Source organism: Bradyrhizobium sp., assembly GCF_035935975.1.
GTDB lineage: Bacteria > Pseudomonadota > Alphaproteobacteria > Rhizobiales > Xanthobacteraceae > Bradyrhizobium.
The window spans coordinates 340,018-357,902 of record NZ_DASYWN010000052.1; the positions used below are offsets into that span (position 1 = coordinate 340,018).

Below are 17,885 nucleotides of genomic sequence, written 5' to 3' on the forward strand. Positions count from 1 at the left end.
GGCAATTCAAAGGCCTGCGCCGCGGCCGCGCTACGGCGCGACCTTGTCGCCGGTAAAGCCGTTACCATCGAGCGCGCGACGGACCGTGCCATCCGCCTTGGCGCCGTCCATGAAATGCGCGGCCCAGACTTTTGCTGCAGCCTTGCCCTTGGGAACAACAACGACAACACCGGTCGACTGGATCACCTCGTCCAACACCTTCGTTCCCGGCAGTTTTCGCGAGAGGTCGTCCAACGCGCCCATGCCCATCGCGAGCGCATCGAGCTCGCCTTTGCCGATCAGTGCAGCCGCCTCATCCGGCTTGACGAACTTGGTCAGCTTCGCCTGCTTCAGTGACTTCTCGACCGTACGTGATGTCGACGTCCCCTCGATGCAGCCGACCCGCATGCCGGCGCGATCGACATCCGCGACGGAGCGGATGTCCGAGCCGGCGCGCACGAGATAGCCGCTCATATAGGCGACGTAGGCAGGGCCCTGGTCCACGAACACCTCGCGCTTGACGTCGGCCGGCATGAAGGAGAGGTCCCAGGCGTCCTTGCCGCCGGCGGCGGCGATCTCGTCGGAGCTCTGGTATTCGACGAGTTGCAGCGGAACGTGCAGCTTGTCGGCGGCCGCTTTTGCCAGCTCGACGGTGACGCCGCGCGGCTTGCCGGTGGAGGGATCACGCGTCGTCCAGAACGCCGACGCGGCGGGGCCGACGGCCACCGCCACGCGCAGCGTTCCCGTGGGTGCGATGTCGCTCGGCCCCTCGGCTTTCGCGACGGAAATGCCGGTCATCGCGAAGACAAAGGTCAATGCAGCGATCAAGCCATGTCGCAGCATCTTGCGCCTCCAAGATTCGACGATGCGATGCGACCTCTCCCCGCACGCGGGGGGAGGCGAAGAAGAAGCCGCTACACGATCTTGATCGACATATCCGGCAAGCCATCGAGCTTGCACAGGAGCACGTCGCCCTTCACCACCGGGCCGACATTCTCCGGCGTGCCGGAATAGATGATGTCGCCGGCCTTGAGCTCGAACGCTTCCGACAGTTTTGCGATCTGCTCGGCGACGCTCCAGATCATCTTGCTGAGATCCGAGCTCTGCTTCACGGTGCCGTTGATGGCGAGCGAAATGGCGCCCTTTTCGAAGTGGCCGGTCTTGCTCGTCGGGTGGATCGGGCCGATCACCGCGGCATGGTCGAAGCTCTTGCCGATCTCCCACGGCTTCTTCTCCGCGGCCATGCCGTTCTGGAGATCGCGCCGGGTCATGTCGAGGCCGAGGGCGTAGCCGTAGACATGATCGAGCGCCTTCTCGGCCGGGATGTTGGTGCCGCCGGATTTCAGCGCAGCGACCAGTTCGACCTCGTGATGATAGTTCTTGGTCAACGACGGATAGGGATGATCGGCGACCTCACCCACCGCGACGTTCTGGATCGCGTCGGTCGGCTTCTGGAAGAAGAACGGCGGCTCGCGGTTCGGATCCGAGCCGCGCTCGATCGCGTGTGCTGCGTAGTTGCGGCCGATGCAGTAGATGCGGCGGACCTGGAACACGCTCGTCTCGCCGACGATCGGGATCGCCACCATCGGCACCGGGAAGATCGGCTTGGGGACGGCCTGTGCCGCCGCCGGCGTCGCCTCGGCTATGCCCGCCGCGGTCATCGCGGCTGCGGCCGTGAGCACGCTGCGTCGCGTGGTTTTGGTCATGGCTTCACTCCCTGTTTTCGTTTCTTCTCGGAACGCCAGTCTTAGAGCCAAACGAAGGGTGGGCCAATGGCCCGCCCTGTACGTCTTAAGTCGGGACGCGATCGAAGAACTCGCGCACCTTTCGCGCGCAGACATCGGGGTCCGTCGCGGCAACATGGTAGGAATCGCCCGGCAGCACCTCGAGCTTCGAGCCCGGGATCGTCTCCTGCCACGCCTTCACGGAGGCGACGTCGCCGAGCCCCGAGCCGGTCGTGGTGATCACCAGCGCCGGGCGCTTGATCGACGGAAGCTCACCGGTGACATCGACCGTCGGCACCATCTGCAGGAACGCCTCCAGCGTCGAAGCCTTGGTCTTCGACATCAGCTTGATCCACCAGTCCAGCGCCGCCGGCGGCAGCGACGAGCCGAGCCGGCCGGCCGTGGTCTCGCGCACCCAGGCTTCGACGCCCTGTTCGCGGATCTGCTTGCGCCAGGTCGGCGCCCGCTCGTTGAACGAAGTCAGCGAGGCCGGCGCGCCGACCGCGGCGACCGCGATCACGCGGTCCGGATGCTTTGCGGTGAGATGCATCGCCAGCGTGCCGCCGATCTTGCCGCCGACCAGGAAGACGCGATCGAGCTTCAGCGCGTCCAGCATCCGGACGATGTCGTCGCCAAGGCCTGCAAAGCGATAGACATAGTCACCCTGCATCGGCGTCGAATCGCCATAGCCGCGCAAATCCGGACGCACCACGAGGTGATGCGTGGCAAAATAAGGCACCCAGCGCCGGAACGCCTCGCCGCTCTCGGCGAGCCCGTGCAGCATCACGACCGGCGGCTTGGTGTCCCATGGCAGCAGATAATCGTCGATGCGAACCGCAAGCTCGCAATCCTCGCCGACACCGATCTTCCGCAGTTCGTTAGCCATCAGATACACCTCGTTCCACCGCCATCGACATTGATGCAGGTACCAGTAATGAAGGATGCGCGGTCTGAACAGAGGAACGCGACGATGCCGGACACCTCGTGCGGCTGCCCGACCCTCCCGAGCGGCACCGAGGCGATCGCAGCCGCGTTGGTCGCGCCCTGATCCTGACCGGAGATCGCCGCGCCTTGCGAGATCAGGCTGTCCCAGCGGTCGGTCTGCACCGGGCCGGGATTGACGCCGGTGACCAGCACGTTGTCGGGCGCGCATTCCTCGGCGAGCGCCAGCGTGAAGTTGAGGAGCGCCGCATTGACCGCACCGCCCGCCATATAGGCCGCGCGCGGCTGGTGCCCGCTACGGCCGATGATGTTGATGATGCGGCCCCAGCGGCGGTCGCGCATTTCAGGCAGAACGTTCCGCGCGCAGCGCATGTAACCGAGCAGTTTCAGCTCGATCGACTTGGCCCAGGTCGCATCCGGCGTCTCCGCGATCCGGCCCATCGGCGATGCCCCGGCATTGTTGACGAGGATGTCAACCCGGCCGAAGGCCTCGCGCGCGGTGTCCATCGCGCGGGCGATGTCATCAGGCTTGGTCATGTCGCCAGCACAGGCAATCACGCGCCGGCCGGTATCCCGTGACATCTCCGTGGCGGCCGCCGCAAGGCGCTCGGCATCGCGCGCGACGATGACGACATGCGCCTGCTCGCGCGCAAGCTCGGCGGCAATGGCCCAGCCGATGCCGATGCTGCCGCCGGTAACGACGGCAACCTTGCCGCCCAAATTGAGATCCATGACGCTACCCTAGTCCACCGTGGCGCCGGAGGCCTTGACAAGCTTGCCCCACTTGGCGGTTTCATCCGTCATGAACTGCCCGAAGGCGTCGCCGAACACCGTGCCGGGCTCGGCCCCGAGCTCGGCAAGCCGCTTCTTGACGTCAGGCATCTTCAAGATGGTTTCGAGCTCGCCGCTCAGCTTTGCAAGCGCGGGTGCAGGCGTCTTTGCAGGCGCCACCAGCCCGAACCAGGACGAGGCTTCGAAGCCGGGAACGGTGTCGGCGACGACAGGCACGTCAGGCAGCGCTTCCGCGCGCTTGGCGCCCGCGACCGCGATTGCATTGATGGCCTTGCCCTGCACCTGCGGCAGCACCGCCGGCATGTTGTCGAACATGAACGGGATCTGCCCGGCAAGCAGGTCATTCATCGCCGGCGCCGCGCCGCGATAGGGCACGTGGACGATGTCGATGCCGGCCATGCTCTTGAGCAACTCGCCGGCGAGATGATTGGTCGAGCCGATGCCGGACGAGCCGAAATTCAGCGTGCCGGGCTTGGCCTTGGCCAGCGCAATCAGCTCGGCGACGTTCTTCGCAGGCACCGACGGATTGACCACCAGCACGATCGGCACAGAGGCGATCAGCGCAACCGGCGCAAAGGCCTTGGCCGGATCGAACGGCAGCTTCTTGTAGAGCGAGCCATTGATCGTCAGCGGAGGCGGTGCAGTCAAAAGCAGGGTATAGCCGTCCGCCTCCGCGCTCGCGACCGCCTCGGCGCCGATATTGCCGCCGGCGCCGCCACGGTTCTCCACCAGGAACGTCTGCCCGTTTCGCTCGGTCAGCTTCTGCGCGACGATGCGGGCAATGATGTCGTTGGAGCCGCCGGCCGGGAACGGCACGATGATCTTGACCGGACGGGAGGGATAGTCCTGCGCTAACGCCGCGCCGGAAAACAGAACGGCCGCACAGGCGGCCAGAAAGGTGCGTCGCATAACCCCGCGCATGGGCACTTCCTTGATGTTTGTCTTGTTGTTGGTTGACTCATCACGCTGTCATCAACGGCATCAACTTGCCGATGTCGTCGACCTTTTCGAGATTGCGGACCTGCGCGATCAGCTTGTCCGATTTTTCGGCGCCCAGCACCGGCACGATCAGGTCGCGGGTCTTCGCCGCCACCGCATCCGTGCTCAGCGGGTTCTCCTTGGTGCCCGGCGGATATTTGGTGAAGTGCTCCACCTTCTTGCCATCGGTCATTGTCACTTCGACGACAGCCCCGCGCGGCGCCGCCGGATCCATCAAGGCCTTGTCGCCGGCCAGCGTCACCTTGGCACGCTGCTCCAGGATCCTCGGGTCATGCATCAATGCGACGTCGTGGCTGTCGTTGAAGGACACCGCGCCCTTGACCAGCGCGACCGCGACGAGGTGCTGGCAGTTGACGTCCGGCATCGCACTCTCGCCCACAATTCCCATCGCATCGGTCGGCAGCTTGACCAGGATGCTACGCACGTTATCTGGCGTGAGGCTGTGCTGCTTGCGCAGCGTCAGCGTCGCATCCAGCGGCGACTGAATGGGATAGCCGACCGAATAGGTCTTGATCGCCGTCTCCGTGACATAGAAGCGGCTGCCGAGGTCCTTCACCATCTCCTCCGGCTTCGGATCGGTCGAGAGCGCGATGAAGAGGTTATGCGTGCCGTCGAGCACGTCGTCGACGCCGGTCAGGCCGTTCTTGACCATGTCCACGGCCATCACGCCGTTGCGCGCGCCCATGCCGGCGAAGTCGAAGGCCTTCTCGATGTGATCGTGATCCTTCACCCAGCTCCAGAGGCCGGAGACCTGCTGCGACGAATAGGAGATCGCGTAGCGCATCCCCTTCTCGTCGAGCCGGGCCAGTGACGCCGCGGCGCCGAGCGCGCCGAAGGTGGACGACGTTCCCTCGGCGCTGCGATGCGAGCCGCGCACCAGATCGGGTCCCAATGCCATGAGGAGCCGGCAGGTCAGGTCATAGCCGAGCGCGACGGCGCGAATGACGTCCTGTCCGCTGCGGTGCTCCCGCTCGCCGAACGCGAGCGCGGCCGGCACCACCGAGCATCCCGGATGCGCCTTGGTCACGGGCTCGAAATCGTCGGTCTCGTCGGCGTGCGCGCACATCGCATTCGCCAGCGCCGCGTTGACGGCCGTGGTGCGGAAGTCGGATCCGACCACGGAGGCCTGGGCATCGCCGCCGAGCGTGCGGACATATTTCAGCGCCATCTCGCCCGGCTTCATCCGCGAACCCGAGATCATCGCGCCGAGCGTATCGAGAATGCGGTGCTTGCATTCGAGCAGCACTTTCTCGGGCAGCTCCTGATCCCGCGCGGCAACCATGTAGCGGGCGAGCCGCTCCGTCACGCCGGGACCGGCCGCAAAGGCCGTTCGGCCTCCGGTCGCAGCCAGTGCGGCGACTGAACCTGCGGATTGCAGGAAACGGCGGCGTGACGGCATGCTGCTCTCCCTCGCGATCAGACCGCGACCGACATCTTGGCGATCTCCGCCGCATTCGGCAGGCTCTCGACACCCCAGCAGGCATCCATCACCCGGCGGATGGTCGCGGCGGGAATGATGCCGTCCGCAAGGTCCGAGAACTTGGTCTCGAGCTGCTTGTCGGTCATCGGCACCTCGACGCTGCCGATCGCATGCTCGATGTAGCGGTTGAGCTTGCGGCCATCCTTGAGCACGATGGTGAGATCGACCTGTTCCGGCTTGATGCCCGGCGTGATCACCGGATTGACCTTGGCCCGCAGCGCGACGATGGTCGGATCGGTCACCGCACGGTCGCTGAACTGCTTCTCGCCGCCACCGCCCTCGACGATCGCGACCGCGACCGCGTGATAGATGCTGAACTTGCCTTCCAGGCCCTGCTTCGGCGTTTTCTTGCCGGTGAGCTCCAGCACCAGCGGGTGGACCTTGAGGTCGACGCGCTCGATCTGGTCGGCGGTCAGCTTGTTCTCGTTGCGGAGCTGGATCGCGGCATCGATCGCCGGATGCAGGACGATGCCGCAGGCGAACGGCTTGTAGGTGTTCAGCGCGGCCTCGTAGCGCTTGCCGAGATCGCCCAGGATCTCGTTGTAATCCTGCTTGGTACTGATGGTGTTGGCCCAGCCGCGCTTGGCCTCGATCATCGCATCGGACGAGGTGAAGTTCTTCGACGCCAGGAGCGCGGCGAAGATGCCGCTCGATGCGGCACGGCCCGGATTGAAACTCTTGTTCATCGAGCCGAAGGATTCGCGCAGGCCCACCGGCTGTGAGGCGGCAAGGCCGAGTGCCCAAATCATCTGCTGCTCGTTCAGCTTGAGCAGCTTGCCGACCGCGGCAGCCGAGCCGAACACGCCGGCCGTGCCGGTGATGTGCCAGCCGACATCATAATGGTTCGGATAGACCGAGTTGCCGATCCGGCATTCGGTCTCGACCCCGAGCACCAGCGCGTTCAGGAAATCCTTGCCGGAGACCGGCTGCATCTCCGACACCGCGAGAATGGCCGACGCCACGGGCCCTGCGGGATGGATGATCGTCTTCAGATGGGTGTCGTCATAGTCGAAGATGTGGCTCGACACGCCGTTGATGAAGGCTGCGTTCATGATGTCGAACCGCTCGCGCCGCCCGAACAGCGAGGCCTGCTGCGGTCCGGAGAACGGACCGAGCGCGGACACGGCAATGTCGACCGTCTCGTGATGCGATCCGCCGATGGCGACGCCGACCCAGTTCAAGAGCGTGCGCACGCCTTCCTTCCGCACGTTCGCCGGCAAATCGTCATAGCTCGCGGTGACGAGATAATGCGCCAGCGCGCGCGTGACTTCCTTGGGCGCGGCGGCGGGCGACGCAGCCGGGGCTTGCGCGAACGCGGCGTTGGTGCCGACGGTGGCGAGCGGCAGCGCGGCCGCCGCCTGGAGCAGGGTCCTGCGATCAGTGCGCATAGGCAGCCTCCTTGACCTTGATCGAGACGAGTTTTGCGGCCAACCGGACCGCGCTTTCGAGCGCGCCGGTGTTCGCTATGCCCTTGCCCACGATGTCGAACGCCGTGCCGTGCGACGGCGTGGTGAAGACGGTCTCGAGCCCGGCGGTGACAGTGACGCCGCGGTTGAAGCCACGCAGCTTGGTCGCGATCTGGCCCTGGTCGTGATACATCGCGACCACGCTGTCGAACTCGCCCGCGAAGGCGCGGATATAGACGGTATCGGCAGGAAAAGGCCCGGTACAGGCGATGCCGGTCTTGGCGGCGGCTTCGACGGTCGGACGGATCATCTCGATCTCGTCACGCCCGAACAAGCCGTTCTCGCCGGCATGCGGGTTGAGCGCCGCAACCGCAATACGCGGCTTGGCGACGCCGGCCTTCTTCATCATCCGGTCGACCAGCTCGATCGCATCGGTGATGCTCGCCGGATGGATGCCGTCGAGCGCCTCGCGCAGCGACTGGTGCCCGGTGACGCGCGACATCCACTGGCCGTCGAGCACGTTCATCTCGGAGAAGTAGGTCTTGTGGCCGAGCAGGCTCGCGAACATCTTATGCTCGTCCGGAAACTTCCAGCCACCGTCAAACATCGCCCGCTTGTTGAGCGGCGCGAAGGTGATGGCATCGACCTCACCGTCCTTGGAGAAATCGATCGCGCGCGACAGCGTCTCACCGGTCAGCCGGCCGGATTCGGCGCTGGCCTTGCCGAGCGGGATTTTCGCGGGATCGGTATTGCCGAGATCGACGAGCTGCACCGTGCCGCGGCCCCAATTGGCCGCCTTGGGCGAGGCAATCCGCTCGACCTTCAGCTTCACGCCGGCATGTTCCATGCCCATCTCGAGCACGCGGGCATCGCCGATCACGACCAGACGCGCCGCATCGGCGAGGCGGTCGTCGGAGAGGATCCGCGCGACCTGTTCGGGACCGATTCCGGTGCAGTCGCCCGGCGTCAGCGCGATGACGGGCAGTTCATTGCTGTTGGTAGCCATATTGAAGACCTTGGATCCTTACTTCACTGCTTGGACTTGCGCGGCGGACTGAACCCAGTCCTCGCGGTTGAATTCCCCATCCCATTTCGCGACCACGATGGAGGCGACCGCATTGCCGATGGTATTGGTGATGGCGCGCGCCAGCGACATGAAGCGGTCGATGCCGAGCAGGAGCGCCAGCCCCTCTGCCGGCAGGCCGGCGGCGACCACGGTCGCCGCAAGCGCTGCGAACGCGCCGCCGGTGACGCCGGCCGCCCCCTTGCTCGTGAACAGCATCACCACGAACAGGCTGAGCTGCTGCGCGGCGCTGAGCTCGATGCCGTAGACCTGGGCGACGAAGATGGTCGAGAGCGGCAGCGTCAGCGCGACGCCGTCGAGATTGAAGGAATAGCCGGAGGGAATGACGAGGCCGGCGACCGCGCGGCCGACACCAGCCTTCGGCAGCTTCTCCATCATGCCCGGGATCGCGGTCTCCGACGACGAGGTGCCGAGCACGACCAAGAGCTCGGTGCGGAGCAGGCGCAGCAGGTCCATCAGGCGGATGCCGGCCAGGCGGCAGATGGTGCCGAGAATGACGAAGATGAAGAAGGCCATCATCGCCCAGGCGGTACCGACCAGCAGCGCCAGCGCATAGAGCGTGGCGGCGCCGAACTTCGCCACCGTGAAAGCCATGGCGCCGAACGCGCCGATCGGGGCCAGCGCGACCACAACGTGGACGACGCTGAAGACGAGTTCGGTCACCCGCTCGAGGCCCGTCCGCAGCGGCGCGGCTTTTTCACCGAGCAGCAACAGGCCGATACCGCACAACAAAGCGAGCACGAGCACCTGGAGAACATCGCCGGCCGCGAACGCGCCGACGAAGCTTTCCGGGATCATGTGCTGGATGTAGGCCGACAGCGATCCGACATGGGCCTGCTGATAGCGCGCAACGGTCTCGGCTTGCTGCGCGGTGGCATGCGCGACACCCGCACCGGGCTGCACCCAGCGCACCACGACGAAGCTGATCAGCAGGCACATCGTCGTCACGGCTTCGAAATACACGAAGGCCTTGAGGCCGATGCGGCCCACTGCCTTCATGTCGCCGACCTGCGCGATGCCGGTGACCACGACCAGGAAGATCAGCGGCGCGATCGTCATCTTGATCAGCGAGATGAAGGCATCGCCGAGCGGCTTGAATTCGACGGCAATCGTCGGAAGCAGGAACCCGAACAGCGCACCGAGCGCAGCGCCGGCCACCACCAGAAAATACGGCTCGCGCCAGAGCGGCTTGCGACGGCCTTCGGAAACCGGCCTCGACAGGGGCTCGGACAGCGGCGTTGCGGCAATCTGCAATTTCGTCTCCTCCAACGGCATCGTCGCGCCAGCGAGCGTGGCGCTTTGTTCTTGTCTTGCGATGCCGTTTACATTGGACCAGCAGCGTTTCAGGCGCTAATGCCGTATCGGTATGATTTGAGGACAAAACGTTATTATGGACCTGATCTGGCTGGAGGACTTCCTTGCCATCGCCGAGGAGGGCGGGTTCTCCCGCGCCGCCGCGCGCCGGCATGTGACCCAGCCGGCGCTGAGCCGCCGCATCAGGTCGCTCGAAGAGTGGCTGGGCACGCCGCTGTTCGAGCGTTCGACCCATACGATCACGCTCACGGCTGCCGGCGAGAGCTTTCGTCCCGTCGCCGAGGACGTGCTGCGCCGGGTCCTGGTCGGACGCGAGGAAGCGCTCGAAGTGGCGCGGCTGAAAGCCGAGACCATCACCTTCGCCGCCACGCATTCGCTGTCGCAGGCGTTCTTTCCGGAATGGATCCGCAACTCCGATGGCGCGCGGGCCGGCTCGGCGGTCCAGCTCGTCGCCTCCAATTTCGCCGGCTGCGAAAAACTGCTGCTGGATGCGCAGGCGCATTTCATGCTGGCGCACTACCACCCCACGCTGGTGAGCCGGCTCGACATGGACCGCTTCCAGCGCATCGATCTCACCACCGACATCCTGATCCCGATCAGCGCGCCGGCCGCCAAGCCTGCAGCCACCAAGTCTGGAGCCACCAAGCCAGGCCGTAACGGACGCAGCAGCAAGAAGGCGCAGGCCCGCTATGCCCTGCCCGGCGCATCCGGTGCGCCGCTGCCTTACCTCGCCTACCACCCGGGTTCGGGCGTGGGCCGGTTGGTCACCTCGTTCCTGGCGACGAAGGATCCGGCAGCCTGGCTCGTCCCGGGCTTCGCCGCGCCGGTGATGCTGCTGGTCGACATGGCGCGCGAAGGGCGCGGCGTAACATGGGCGCCGATGAGCATGGTCCGCGCCGATCTCGACAGCGGCCGCCTGTTGCGCGCCGGCGGCGCCGAATGGGACATCCCGATCAGCGTCTCGCTGTTTCGCACGCGGGCCCGCATGACGCGGGCGGCCGAGACTTTCTGGAGTGCGGTGCGCAAGGGCCGGCCGGGCGGGAAGTCCATCTCGTCCGCGTCGCGGGCCAGGTGACAGCCTCTCGAATCAAGTCGAGTATCGAACCGCTTTGGCGGCGAATGTTGCCGCTAGGCCTCCTCGCCGCAATGACGGGCGCGGCCCAGGCCGACCTGTCGATTGCACCTGCAACGCTGAAGGCGATCGGCACGATCGATGCGCGCTTCCAGTCATACAACATCGAGATGGTGGAGGTGACCGGCGGACGGTTCTGGAAGCCCTATGCGCAAGGAGGGGTTGGCCGCGATCGCTACGCCTATCGCCCACCGATCGATCTCGCCAACGCGCGGCTGCGCAAGCTGGCCGCGGCGCTCGGGCCAGCCTATTTGCGCGTGAGCGGCACCTGGGCGAATGCGACCTTCTTCGCCGACACCGACAATGCGCCGGCCGCTCCGCCCGCCGGCTTCAACACCGTGCTCAGCCGCACGCAATGGCGCGGCGTCGTCGACTTCGCACGCCTCGTCGATGCGGAGATCGTGACGTCTTTCGCCATCGGTCCCGGCAGCCGCGGCGCCGACGGCGTCTGGACGCCGGATCAGGCACAGCGCCTCGTCGATCTTACGCGATCGCTGGGCAGCCGCATCGTGGCAGCCGAATTCATGAACGAGCCGACGCTTGCGGCGAACAACGGCGCGCCGGCGGGATATGACGCGAATGCCTATGGCCGAGACTTCAAGATCTTTCACACATGGATCAAGCGCGCGTCTCCCGAAACGTTGATCGTCGGGCCTGGCTCGGTCGGCGACTCCGCCACATCCTCGGCCACCGGCATCACCACGCGCGATCTGCTCGCCGCATCAGGGCCGGGCCTCGATCGCGTTTCCTATCACCACTACAATACACTCTCGCCTCGCTGCGGCGTGCACGACGATCCGGCCCAGGCGCTGTCCGAGGACTGGTTTTCGCGGACCGACGCGGCGCTCGCCGTCTACCGCGGACTGCGCGACGAATTCGAGCCGGGCAAGCCGATCTGGCTGACGGAGACCGCGGATGCTGCCTGCGGCGGCAATCGCTGGGACGCGACCTTTCTCGACAGCTTTCGCTATCTCGACCAGCTCGGCCGCTTGGCCAAGGCCGGCGTGCAGGTGGTGATGCACAACACGCTTGCGGCGAGCGACTACGGCCTGCTCGATGAGAAGACGTTCCGGCCACGCCCGAACTATTGGGCCGCGCTGCTCTGGCATCGCCTGATGGGAACGACCCTGCTCGACGCGGGCATGCTCTCAACGCTTGCCGTTCACGCCTATGCGCATTGCCATCCCACGACGAAAGGCGCGGCGTCCGTGCTCCTCATCAACACGTCGCGACATGGATCGCACGCCGTGACGCTGGCGGCGCGCGCCGACCGCTACACGCTTCGGGCGCGCCGCCTCCAGAGCGCGAGCGTGCAATTGAACGGCGCGACGCTCGCCTTGACCGACGGCGACAATCTGCCCCGCCTCGCGCCGCGAGCTGCACCCGCAGGCCGGATTGGCCTGCCGCCCGCCAGCATCACCTTTCTGGTGATGCAGCACGTGGCCGCCTGCCGCTAAGCGACCTCAGGGTTTCAGCGCATCGCGCGCCGTCTCCGGCGCCATCAGCGTCGCGATGATCGTGATGATCGACAGCGCGATGATGTAGACCGAGACCGGCCAATATGAACCGGCCCATGCCAGCAGCGCCGTCGCGATCAGCGGCGAGAAACCGCCGCTCAGCGCGGCCGCGACGTTGGCACCGAGCGAGGCGCCGCTGTAGCGCACCTGGGTGCGGAACAGTTCCGGCATGAAGGCGGCCTTCGGCCCGAACAGCAGCGCATGCGTAAGCGTCATCGTGACGACGAGCGCGAAGGTGATCAGCGCCGGCTCCTTGGTGTCGAGAAACCAGAACAGCGGAAACGCCAGCGCCACCGAGAACACACCACCGGCGAGATACAGCGCCTTGCGGCCGAAGATGTCCGAGAGCCAGCCGGCGAGCGGCAGCGTCGCGAACTCGACGATCGCGGCATAGATCACGGCATTCAGGATCACCTGCCGCGGCAGGCCGAGTTTCGTGGTGGCATAAACAACCGTGAAGACGGTGAGGAGATAGGCAAGGCCCACCTCCGACACCGTGATGCCGATCGCGAGCAGAAAGCTGCGCCAGTCGCGGCGCAGCACCTCGAGCACGGGCTGCGCAAGCACCTCCTTGCGCTCGACCACTTCCTTGAAGTGCGGCGTCTCTGCAAGCTTCAACCGCACGATGAAGCCGACGCCGACCAGCAGAATGCTGATCCAGAACGGCACGCGCCAGCCCCAGCTCAGGAAGTCGGCTTCGGGAAGCTGCGTCATCAGGGCAAAGATGCCGGTCGATGCGGCAACGCCGACGGGAAAGCCGATCTGCACCAGGCTGCCGTAGAAGCCGCGGCGATTGCCGGCATGCTCGACCACCATGACGACCGCGCCGCTCCATTCACCGCCCAATCCAATGCCCTGGACGAAGCGGAGCAGGATGAGCAGGATCGGCGCCCAGACGCCGATCTGGCTGTAGGTCGGCAGGCAGCCGATCAGGAAGGTGCCGAGCCCCATCGCGATCATGGTCGCGACCAGCATCTTCTTGCGGCCGAGCCGGTCGCCATAATGCCCGATGATCGCGCCGCCGATCGGCCGCGCCACGAAGCCGACCGCATAGGTCGAAAATGCCGCCAGCGTGCCGACGAAGGGATCGAAGCTCGGGAAGAACAGCTTGTTGAGCACCAGCGCGGCGGCCGTTCCGTAGATCAGGAAATCGTACCACTCGATCGCGGTGCCGAGCGCACTCGCCCACACCACATGCGCCGTCGTCGATCTCTCCGCCGAACCGGAGACCCCCGCTACTGCCGTCATTGCCATCCGCCCCAAAGATTCCAGAGCGCATCATGACCAAACGCGCAGAGGGTTGCAACCTGCGGACGCAATCACTCTCGTGCCCCGGACGCTGCGCAGCACGAAGTGATGCGCTGCTGAGCCGGGGCCCACACGTCCTGGAGCAATCCGTGCGGCGTGGGTCCCGGCTCTGCGCAGCAGCGCAAGAGCGCTGCAGCGCGTCCGGGACACGGCAGTGTTTGCCGCCGCGGCTCCCACACCCGTCATTGCGAGGAGCTCTTGCGACGAAGCAATCCAGACTGTCTCCGCGGAAGGATTCTGGATTGCTTCGCTTCGCTCGCAATGACGATGCCGAAACAGTTGCGCCCCGCTCGCCGCGGCGGCCGATGGAACCCGCCCTACCCGTCATTATTCGCCATTGACAAACTCATTCGCTATTATCTAATTTACCGCCAGAAATACCGGCCGCGGCAAGCGGCCCATAAAAGAGAGAGGGAACGACGATGAGAGGGCTTTTGGCCTGCGCCATGCTCGCGGCCATGATTTCTGTTGCCATGACCAATGTTGCGCACGCGCAAGTCTCCGACGATGCGGTGCGGATCGGCGTGCTGACCGATCTATCGAGCTGGGGTCGCGACAATTCCGGGCCGGGCTCGGTCGAGGCCGCCAAGATGGCGGTGGAGGAGTTCGGGCCGACCGTGCTCGGCAAGCCGATCGAGATCATCAGCGCCGACCACCAGATGAAGACCGATGTCGGCGTGCAGATCGTGCGCGGCTGGTTCGACAACGGCAAGGTCGACGCGGTCGTCGACATCCCCAATTCCGGCATCGCGATTGCCGTGCACAACATGGTGCGCGAGCGCAACAAGATCGCCCTGCTCTCCGGCCCCGGCGCAAGCTCGCTGACCGACGAGCTGTGCAGCCCGAACACCGTGCACTTCACCTACGACACCTACGCGCTGTCGAAGGTGACGGCCTCCGCCGTGATCAAGGAAGGCGGAAAATCCTGGTACTTCATCACCGCGGACTACGCCTTCGGCCAGCAGCTCGAGAAGGACGCCACGCGCTTCATCAACGAGATGGGCGGCAAGGTGCTCGGCGGCGTCAAGCACCCGACCAACACCGCTGACTTCTCCTCCTTCGCGCTGCAGGCGCAGAGCTCGAAATCCGATGTGGTTGCCTTCGCCAATGCCGGCCAGGACACCGACAACGCCATCAAGCAGTCCGGCGAGTTCGGCCTGGTGCAAGGCGGCCAGAAGCTCGTCGGCCTGTTGATGTTCGACACCGACGTGCACGCGATCGGCCTGAAGGCGGCGCAGGGCACCTACATGACCACGGCGTCCTACTGGAACATGGACGAGGCGACGCGGGCCTGGTCGAAGAAGTTCTATGAGCGGACCAAGGTGATGCCGACCATGATCCAGACCGGCGTCTACGGCTCGGTGCTGCATTATCTGAAGGGCATCAAGGCCGCCGGCACCGACGATCCGGCCAAGGTGATGGCCAAGATGCGCGAGCTGCCGATCGAGGACGTCTTCGTCCATGGCGGCAAGTTGCGCGAGGACGGCCGTGTCATCCGCGACATGTATCTGGCCAAGGTGAAGACGCCCCAGCAGTCCAAGGAGCCGTGGGATTATCTCGAGATCGTCAAGACCGTGAAGGGCGAGGACGCCTTCCGTCCGGTCTCCGAATCCAAATGTCCGCTGCTGAAGAAGTGAGGCCCAAATGACCGGCAACGAGCGCAACGCAAGCGAAACCTACGAGTGCGATGTGCTCGTGGCCGGATCGGGCTGCTCCGGCATGTCGGCCGCGATCACCGCCCGCTATCGCGGCCTTGACGTGCTGATCGTCGAGAAGGAGCCGCGCTTCGGCGGCACCACCGCCCGCTCCGGCGGCTGGCTGTGGATTCCCGGCACATCGCTGGCAAAAGCCTACGGCATCGAGGAGACGCCGGAGCAGGCCCGCACTTATCTGCGCCACGAGGCCGGCAACAATTTCGACGCGGCACGCGTCGATGCATTCCTCGCCGCGGGCCCCGAGGCGGTCGACTTCTTCACCACGAAGACGGCGCTGCGCTTCGACATGCCGCTGGTCTTCCCCGACTATCATGCCGAAGCGCCCGGCGGCACGCAGGGCGGCCGCTCCATGGTGACGCGCCCGTTCGACGGCCGCGAGCTTGGCGACCAGATCAAGACGCTCGGCATGCCCCTGCCCGAGCTCACCGTGTTCGGCATGATGCTCGGAAGCGGCAAGGAGATCATCCATTTCATGCGCGTGACGAAGTCGCTGACCTCGGCGGTCTATGTCGCCAAGCGCCTGTCCCGGCATCTGATGGACGTGCTGCGCTACGGTCGCGGCATGACCCTGACCAACGGCAATGCACTCGCCGGGCGCCTCGCAAAGTCCGCACAGGATCTGAAGATTCCGATGTGGCTGTCGTCGCCGGTGCGCGAGCTGACGGTCGAGAACAGCACGGTCACCGGCGCGATCGTCTCGCGCGAGGGCCGCAACGTCCGCGTCCGCGCGCGGCAGGGCGTCGTGCTCGCCTGCGGCGGCTTCCCGCACGACGTCGCGCGGCGCAAGAAGATGTTTCCGCATGCGCCGACCGGCCATGAGCATTTTTCGCCCGGCCCCACCGGCAATACCGGTGACGGCCTGCGCCTTGCCGAAAGCGCCGGCGGACATGTCGAGAATCGGCTGCCGAACGCGGCAGCGTGGGTGCCGGTGTCGCTGACCACGCGCAAGGACGGCTCGAAGGGCGTGATGCCGCACTTCATCGACCGCGCCAAGCCGGGCGTGATCGCGGTGATGCGCGACGGCAAGCGCTTTGCCAATGAAGGCAATTCCTATCACGACTTCGTCCAGGCCATGATCAAGGCCGCGAAGCCCGGCGAGGAGATCGCGACCTATCTCGTCTGCGATCACCCAACGCTGCGCAAATACGGCCTCGGCTGCGTGCCGCCGTTCCCGATGCCGCTCGGTCACCATCTCGATACCGGCTATCTCATGCGCGGCGACACGCTGGAGGCGCTGGCGGCGAAGGCCGGCATCGATGCCAAGGCCTTCACCGAGACTGTCGGGCAGTTCAATGCGACCGCGCCGCAGGGACACGACGCCGCCTTCGGCAAGGGTTCAAAGGCCTATAACCGCTACCAGGGCGACGCGATGCATGGCCCCAATCCCTGCATCGCCCCGATCGAGAACGGCCCGTTCTACGCCATCAAGATGGTGATCGGCGATCTCGGCACCTATGCCGGCATCGTCACCGACGAAAACGCGCGGGCGCTCGACGCCGAGGGCCGAGTGATTCCCGGGCTCTATGCCGCCGGCAACGACATGGCGAGCATCATGGGCGGCAATTATCCCGGCGCCGGCATCACGCTTGGGCCGGCGCTGACCTTCGGCTACATTGCCGGCCGTCATCTCGCCGACAGCGCCGCCAAGCGCGACGCGGCGTAAGCCAAGCGCATCGGAGGCGCATGAAGAGAGAAAGCCGCGGCATCCAATCCATCGAGGTCGGCGGAGAATTGCTCCGCGCGCTCGCCAGGAGCGGCGAGCCGATGATGCTGCGCGATCTCGCCCGCGAGGCCGGCATGACGCCGGCCAAGGCGCATCCTTATCTCGCCAGCTTCTCCCGCATCGGCCTGATCGAGCAGGACGAGACCACCGGCCGCTACGAGATCGGCGCGCTGGCGCTGGAGCTCGGCCTGATCAGCCTGCGCCGACTCTCCGGCGTCCGTATCGCGCGCCCCAAGATCGCGGCGCTCGCAAGCCAGATCGGCCATGCCGTCTCGCTTGCGGTCTGGGGTACGCACGGCCCGACCGTGGTGCAGCTGGAGGAGCCCGGCCAGCCCGTCCACATCGTGATGCGCGCGGGATCGGTGATGGCGCTGCTGGAGACCGCCACGGGCCGCGCCTTCGCGGCCTTCCTGCCGGAGAAGACCATCAATGCCGCGATCGAGAGCGGCCTCGATCGTCACGGCGTCGGCTACAATCCAAAGCGCGCGGTGAAAGGCGCCAAGGTCGCCGAGATGCTGGCCGAGGTCCGCAAGCACGGCCTCGCCCGCGCGCTCGGCGATCCCCTGCCCGGCGTCAACGCGTTCTCCGCGCCGGTGTTCGACCATGCCGGCCATGTCGCGCTGGTCATCACCGCGATGGGACCGGAGGGCACGTTCGACGCACGCTGGGACAGCCCGATCGCGCATGCGCTGCGGGATTGTGCGGGTGGGATTTCGAAGCGGCTCGGCTATGGCATGACGATCGCGGCGGAGTGATGCCGTGTTGTCGCA

At 65.8% G+C, this 17,885-nt stretch carries 16 protein-coding genes; 5 read left to right on the forward strand and 11 right to left on the reverse strand.

The features are described from left to right. Window positions 1-30: 30 nt before the first annotated feature. The 9 genes from VGR99_RS32295 to VGR99_RS32335 form a co-directional block, all read right to left on the reverse strand. The gene (locus VGR99_RS32295; RefSeq protein WP_326903983.1) at window positions 31-822 is read right to left on the reverse strand and encodes a transporter substrate-binding domain-containing protein; all 792 of its coding nucleotides are present in this window, start codon (window positions 820-822) and stop codon (window positions 31-33) included. A 71-nt stretch (window positions 823-893) separates the two neighbouring features. Continuing rightward, a complete protein-coding gene (locus VGR99_RS32300; protein WP_326903984.1) occupies window positions 894-1,685 on the reverse strand; it encodes a fumarylacetoacetate hydrolase family protein in 792 nt (263 codons plus the stop codon). An 85-nt stretch (window positions 1,686-1,770) separates the two neighbouring features. Further along, on the reverse strand, window positions 1,771-2,589 hold the full coding sequence (locus VGR99_RS32305; RefSeq protein WP_326903985.1) for an alpha/beta hydrolase: 819 nt from the start codon (window positions 2,587-2,589) through the stop codon (window positions 1,771-1,773). After that, window positions 2,589-3,377 (reverse strand): SDR family oxidoreductase, encoded by a 789-nt coding sequence (locus tag VGR99_RS32310; RefSeq protein ID WP_326903986.1) that lies wholly within the window; start codon window positions 3,375-3,377, stop codon window positions 2,589-2,591. The genes VGR99_RS32305 and VGR99_RS32310 overlap by 1 nt, the downstream gene beginning before the upstream one ends. Window positions 3,378-3,386: 9 nt before the next feature. Continuing rightward, the gene (locus VGR99_RS32315; protein ID WP_326903987.1) at window positions 3,387-4,358 is read right to left on the reverse strand and encodes a tripartite tricarboxylate transporter substrate binding protein; all 972 of its coding nucleotides are present in this window, start codon (window positions 4,356-4,358) and stop codon (window positions 3,387-3,389) included. Window positions 4,359-4,398: 40 nt separating this feature from the next. Beyond that, window positions 4,399-5,835: an MmgE/PrpD family protein gene (locus VGR99_RS32320; RefSeq protein ID WP_326903988.1), complete on the reverse strand. Its 1,437-nt coding sequence runs from the start codon at window positions 5,833-5,835 to the stop codon at window positions 4,399-4,401. A 17-nt stretch (window positions 5,836-5,852) separates the two neighbouring features. After that, window positions 5,853-7,304, reverse strand: a complete 1,452-nt coding sequence (locus VGR99_RS32325) for an MmgE/PrpD family protein (protein ID WP_326903989.1) — start codon at window positions 7,302-7,304, stop codon at window positions 5,853-5,855. Continuing rightward, a complete protein-coding gene (locus VGR99_RS32330; protein ID WP_326903990.1) occupies window positions 7,294-8,328 on the reverse strand; it encodes a PdxA family dehydrogenase in 1,035 nt (344 codons plus the stop codon). Before VGR99_RS32330 ends, VGR99_RS32325 begins: the two co-directional genes overlap by 11 nt. Window positions 8,329-8,346: 18 nt before the next feature. Beyond that, window positions 8,347-9,660 (reverse strand): cation:dicarboxylate symporter family transporter, encoded by a 1,314-nt coding sequence (locus tag VGR99_RS32335; protein WP_326903991.1) that lies wholly within the window; start codon window positions 9,658-9,660, stop codon window positions 8,347-8,349. Window positions 9,661-9,796: 136 nt separating this feature from the next. On the opposite strand from VGR99_RS32335, the gene VGR99_RS32340 reads away from it, so the two are divergent. Next, window positions 9,797-10,795 (forward strand): LysR family transcriptional regulator, encoded by a 999-nt coding sequence (locus tag VGR99_RS32340; RefSeq protein WP_326903992.1) that lies wholly within the window; start codon window positions 9,797-9,799, stop codon window positions 10,793-10,795. Between the two features lie 71 nt (window positions 10,796-10,866). Continuing rightward, window positions 10,867-12,309 carry a hypothetical protein gene (locus VGR99_RS32345; protein WP_326903993.1) on the forward strand — a complete coding sequence of 481 codons (1,443 nt, stop codon included), beginning with the start codon at window positions 10,867-10,869 and terminating at the stop codon, window positions 12,307-12,309. A 6-nt stretch (window positions 12,310-12,315) separates the two neighbouring features. Here the strand turns inward: VGR99_RS32345 and VGR99_RS32350 are convergent, their stop codons facing one another. Both VGR99_RS32350 and VGR99_RS32355 read right to left on the reverse strand, forming a co-directional pair. Further along, a complete protein-coding gene (locus VGR99_RS32350; RefSeq protein ID WP_326903994.1) occupies window positions 12,316-13,617 on the reverse strand; it encodes an MFS transporter in 1,302 nt (433 codons plus the stop codon). Between the two features lie 406 nt (window positions 13,618-14,023). Continuing rightward, window positions 14,024-14,152 (reverse strand): hypothetical protein, encoded by a 129-nt coding sequence (locus VGR99_RS32355; protein ID WP_326904092.1) that lies wholly within the window; start codon window positions 14,150-14,152, stop codon window positions 14,024-14,026. Here VGR99_RS32355 and VGR99_RS32360 point away from each other — a divergent pair. From VGR99_RS32360 to VGR99_RS32370, 3 genes are read left to right on the forward strand one after another with little or no spacing between them, the layout of a single operon-like run. Then, entirely contained in the window at window positions 14,100-15,314 is a 1,215-nt protein-coding gene (locus VGR99_RS32360) for an ABC transporter substrate-binding protein (RefSeq protein WP_326903995.1), read from the forward strand. The two genes, VGR99_RS32355 and VGR99_RS32360, sit on opposite strands and share 53 nt — an antisense overlap. Before the next feature lie 7 nt (window positions 15,315-15,321). Continuing rightward, a complete protein-coding gene (locus VGR99_RS32365; RefSeq protein WP_326903996.1) occupies window positions 15,322-17,055 on the forward strand; it encodes an FAD-dependent oxidoreductase in 1,734 nt (577 codons plus the stop codon). Between the two features lie 20 nt (window positions 17,056-17,075). Beyond that, window positions 17,076-17,870, forward strand: coding sequence for an IclR family transcriptional regulator (locus VGR99_RS32370; RefSeq protein WP_326903997.1), 795 nt, complete (start codon window positions 17,076-17,078; stop codon window positions 17,868-17,870). The last annotated feature ends 15 nt before the right edge of the window (window positions 17,871-17,885 follow it).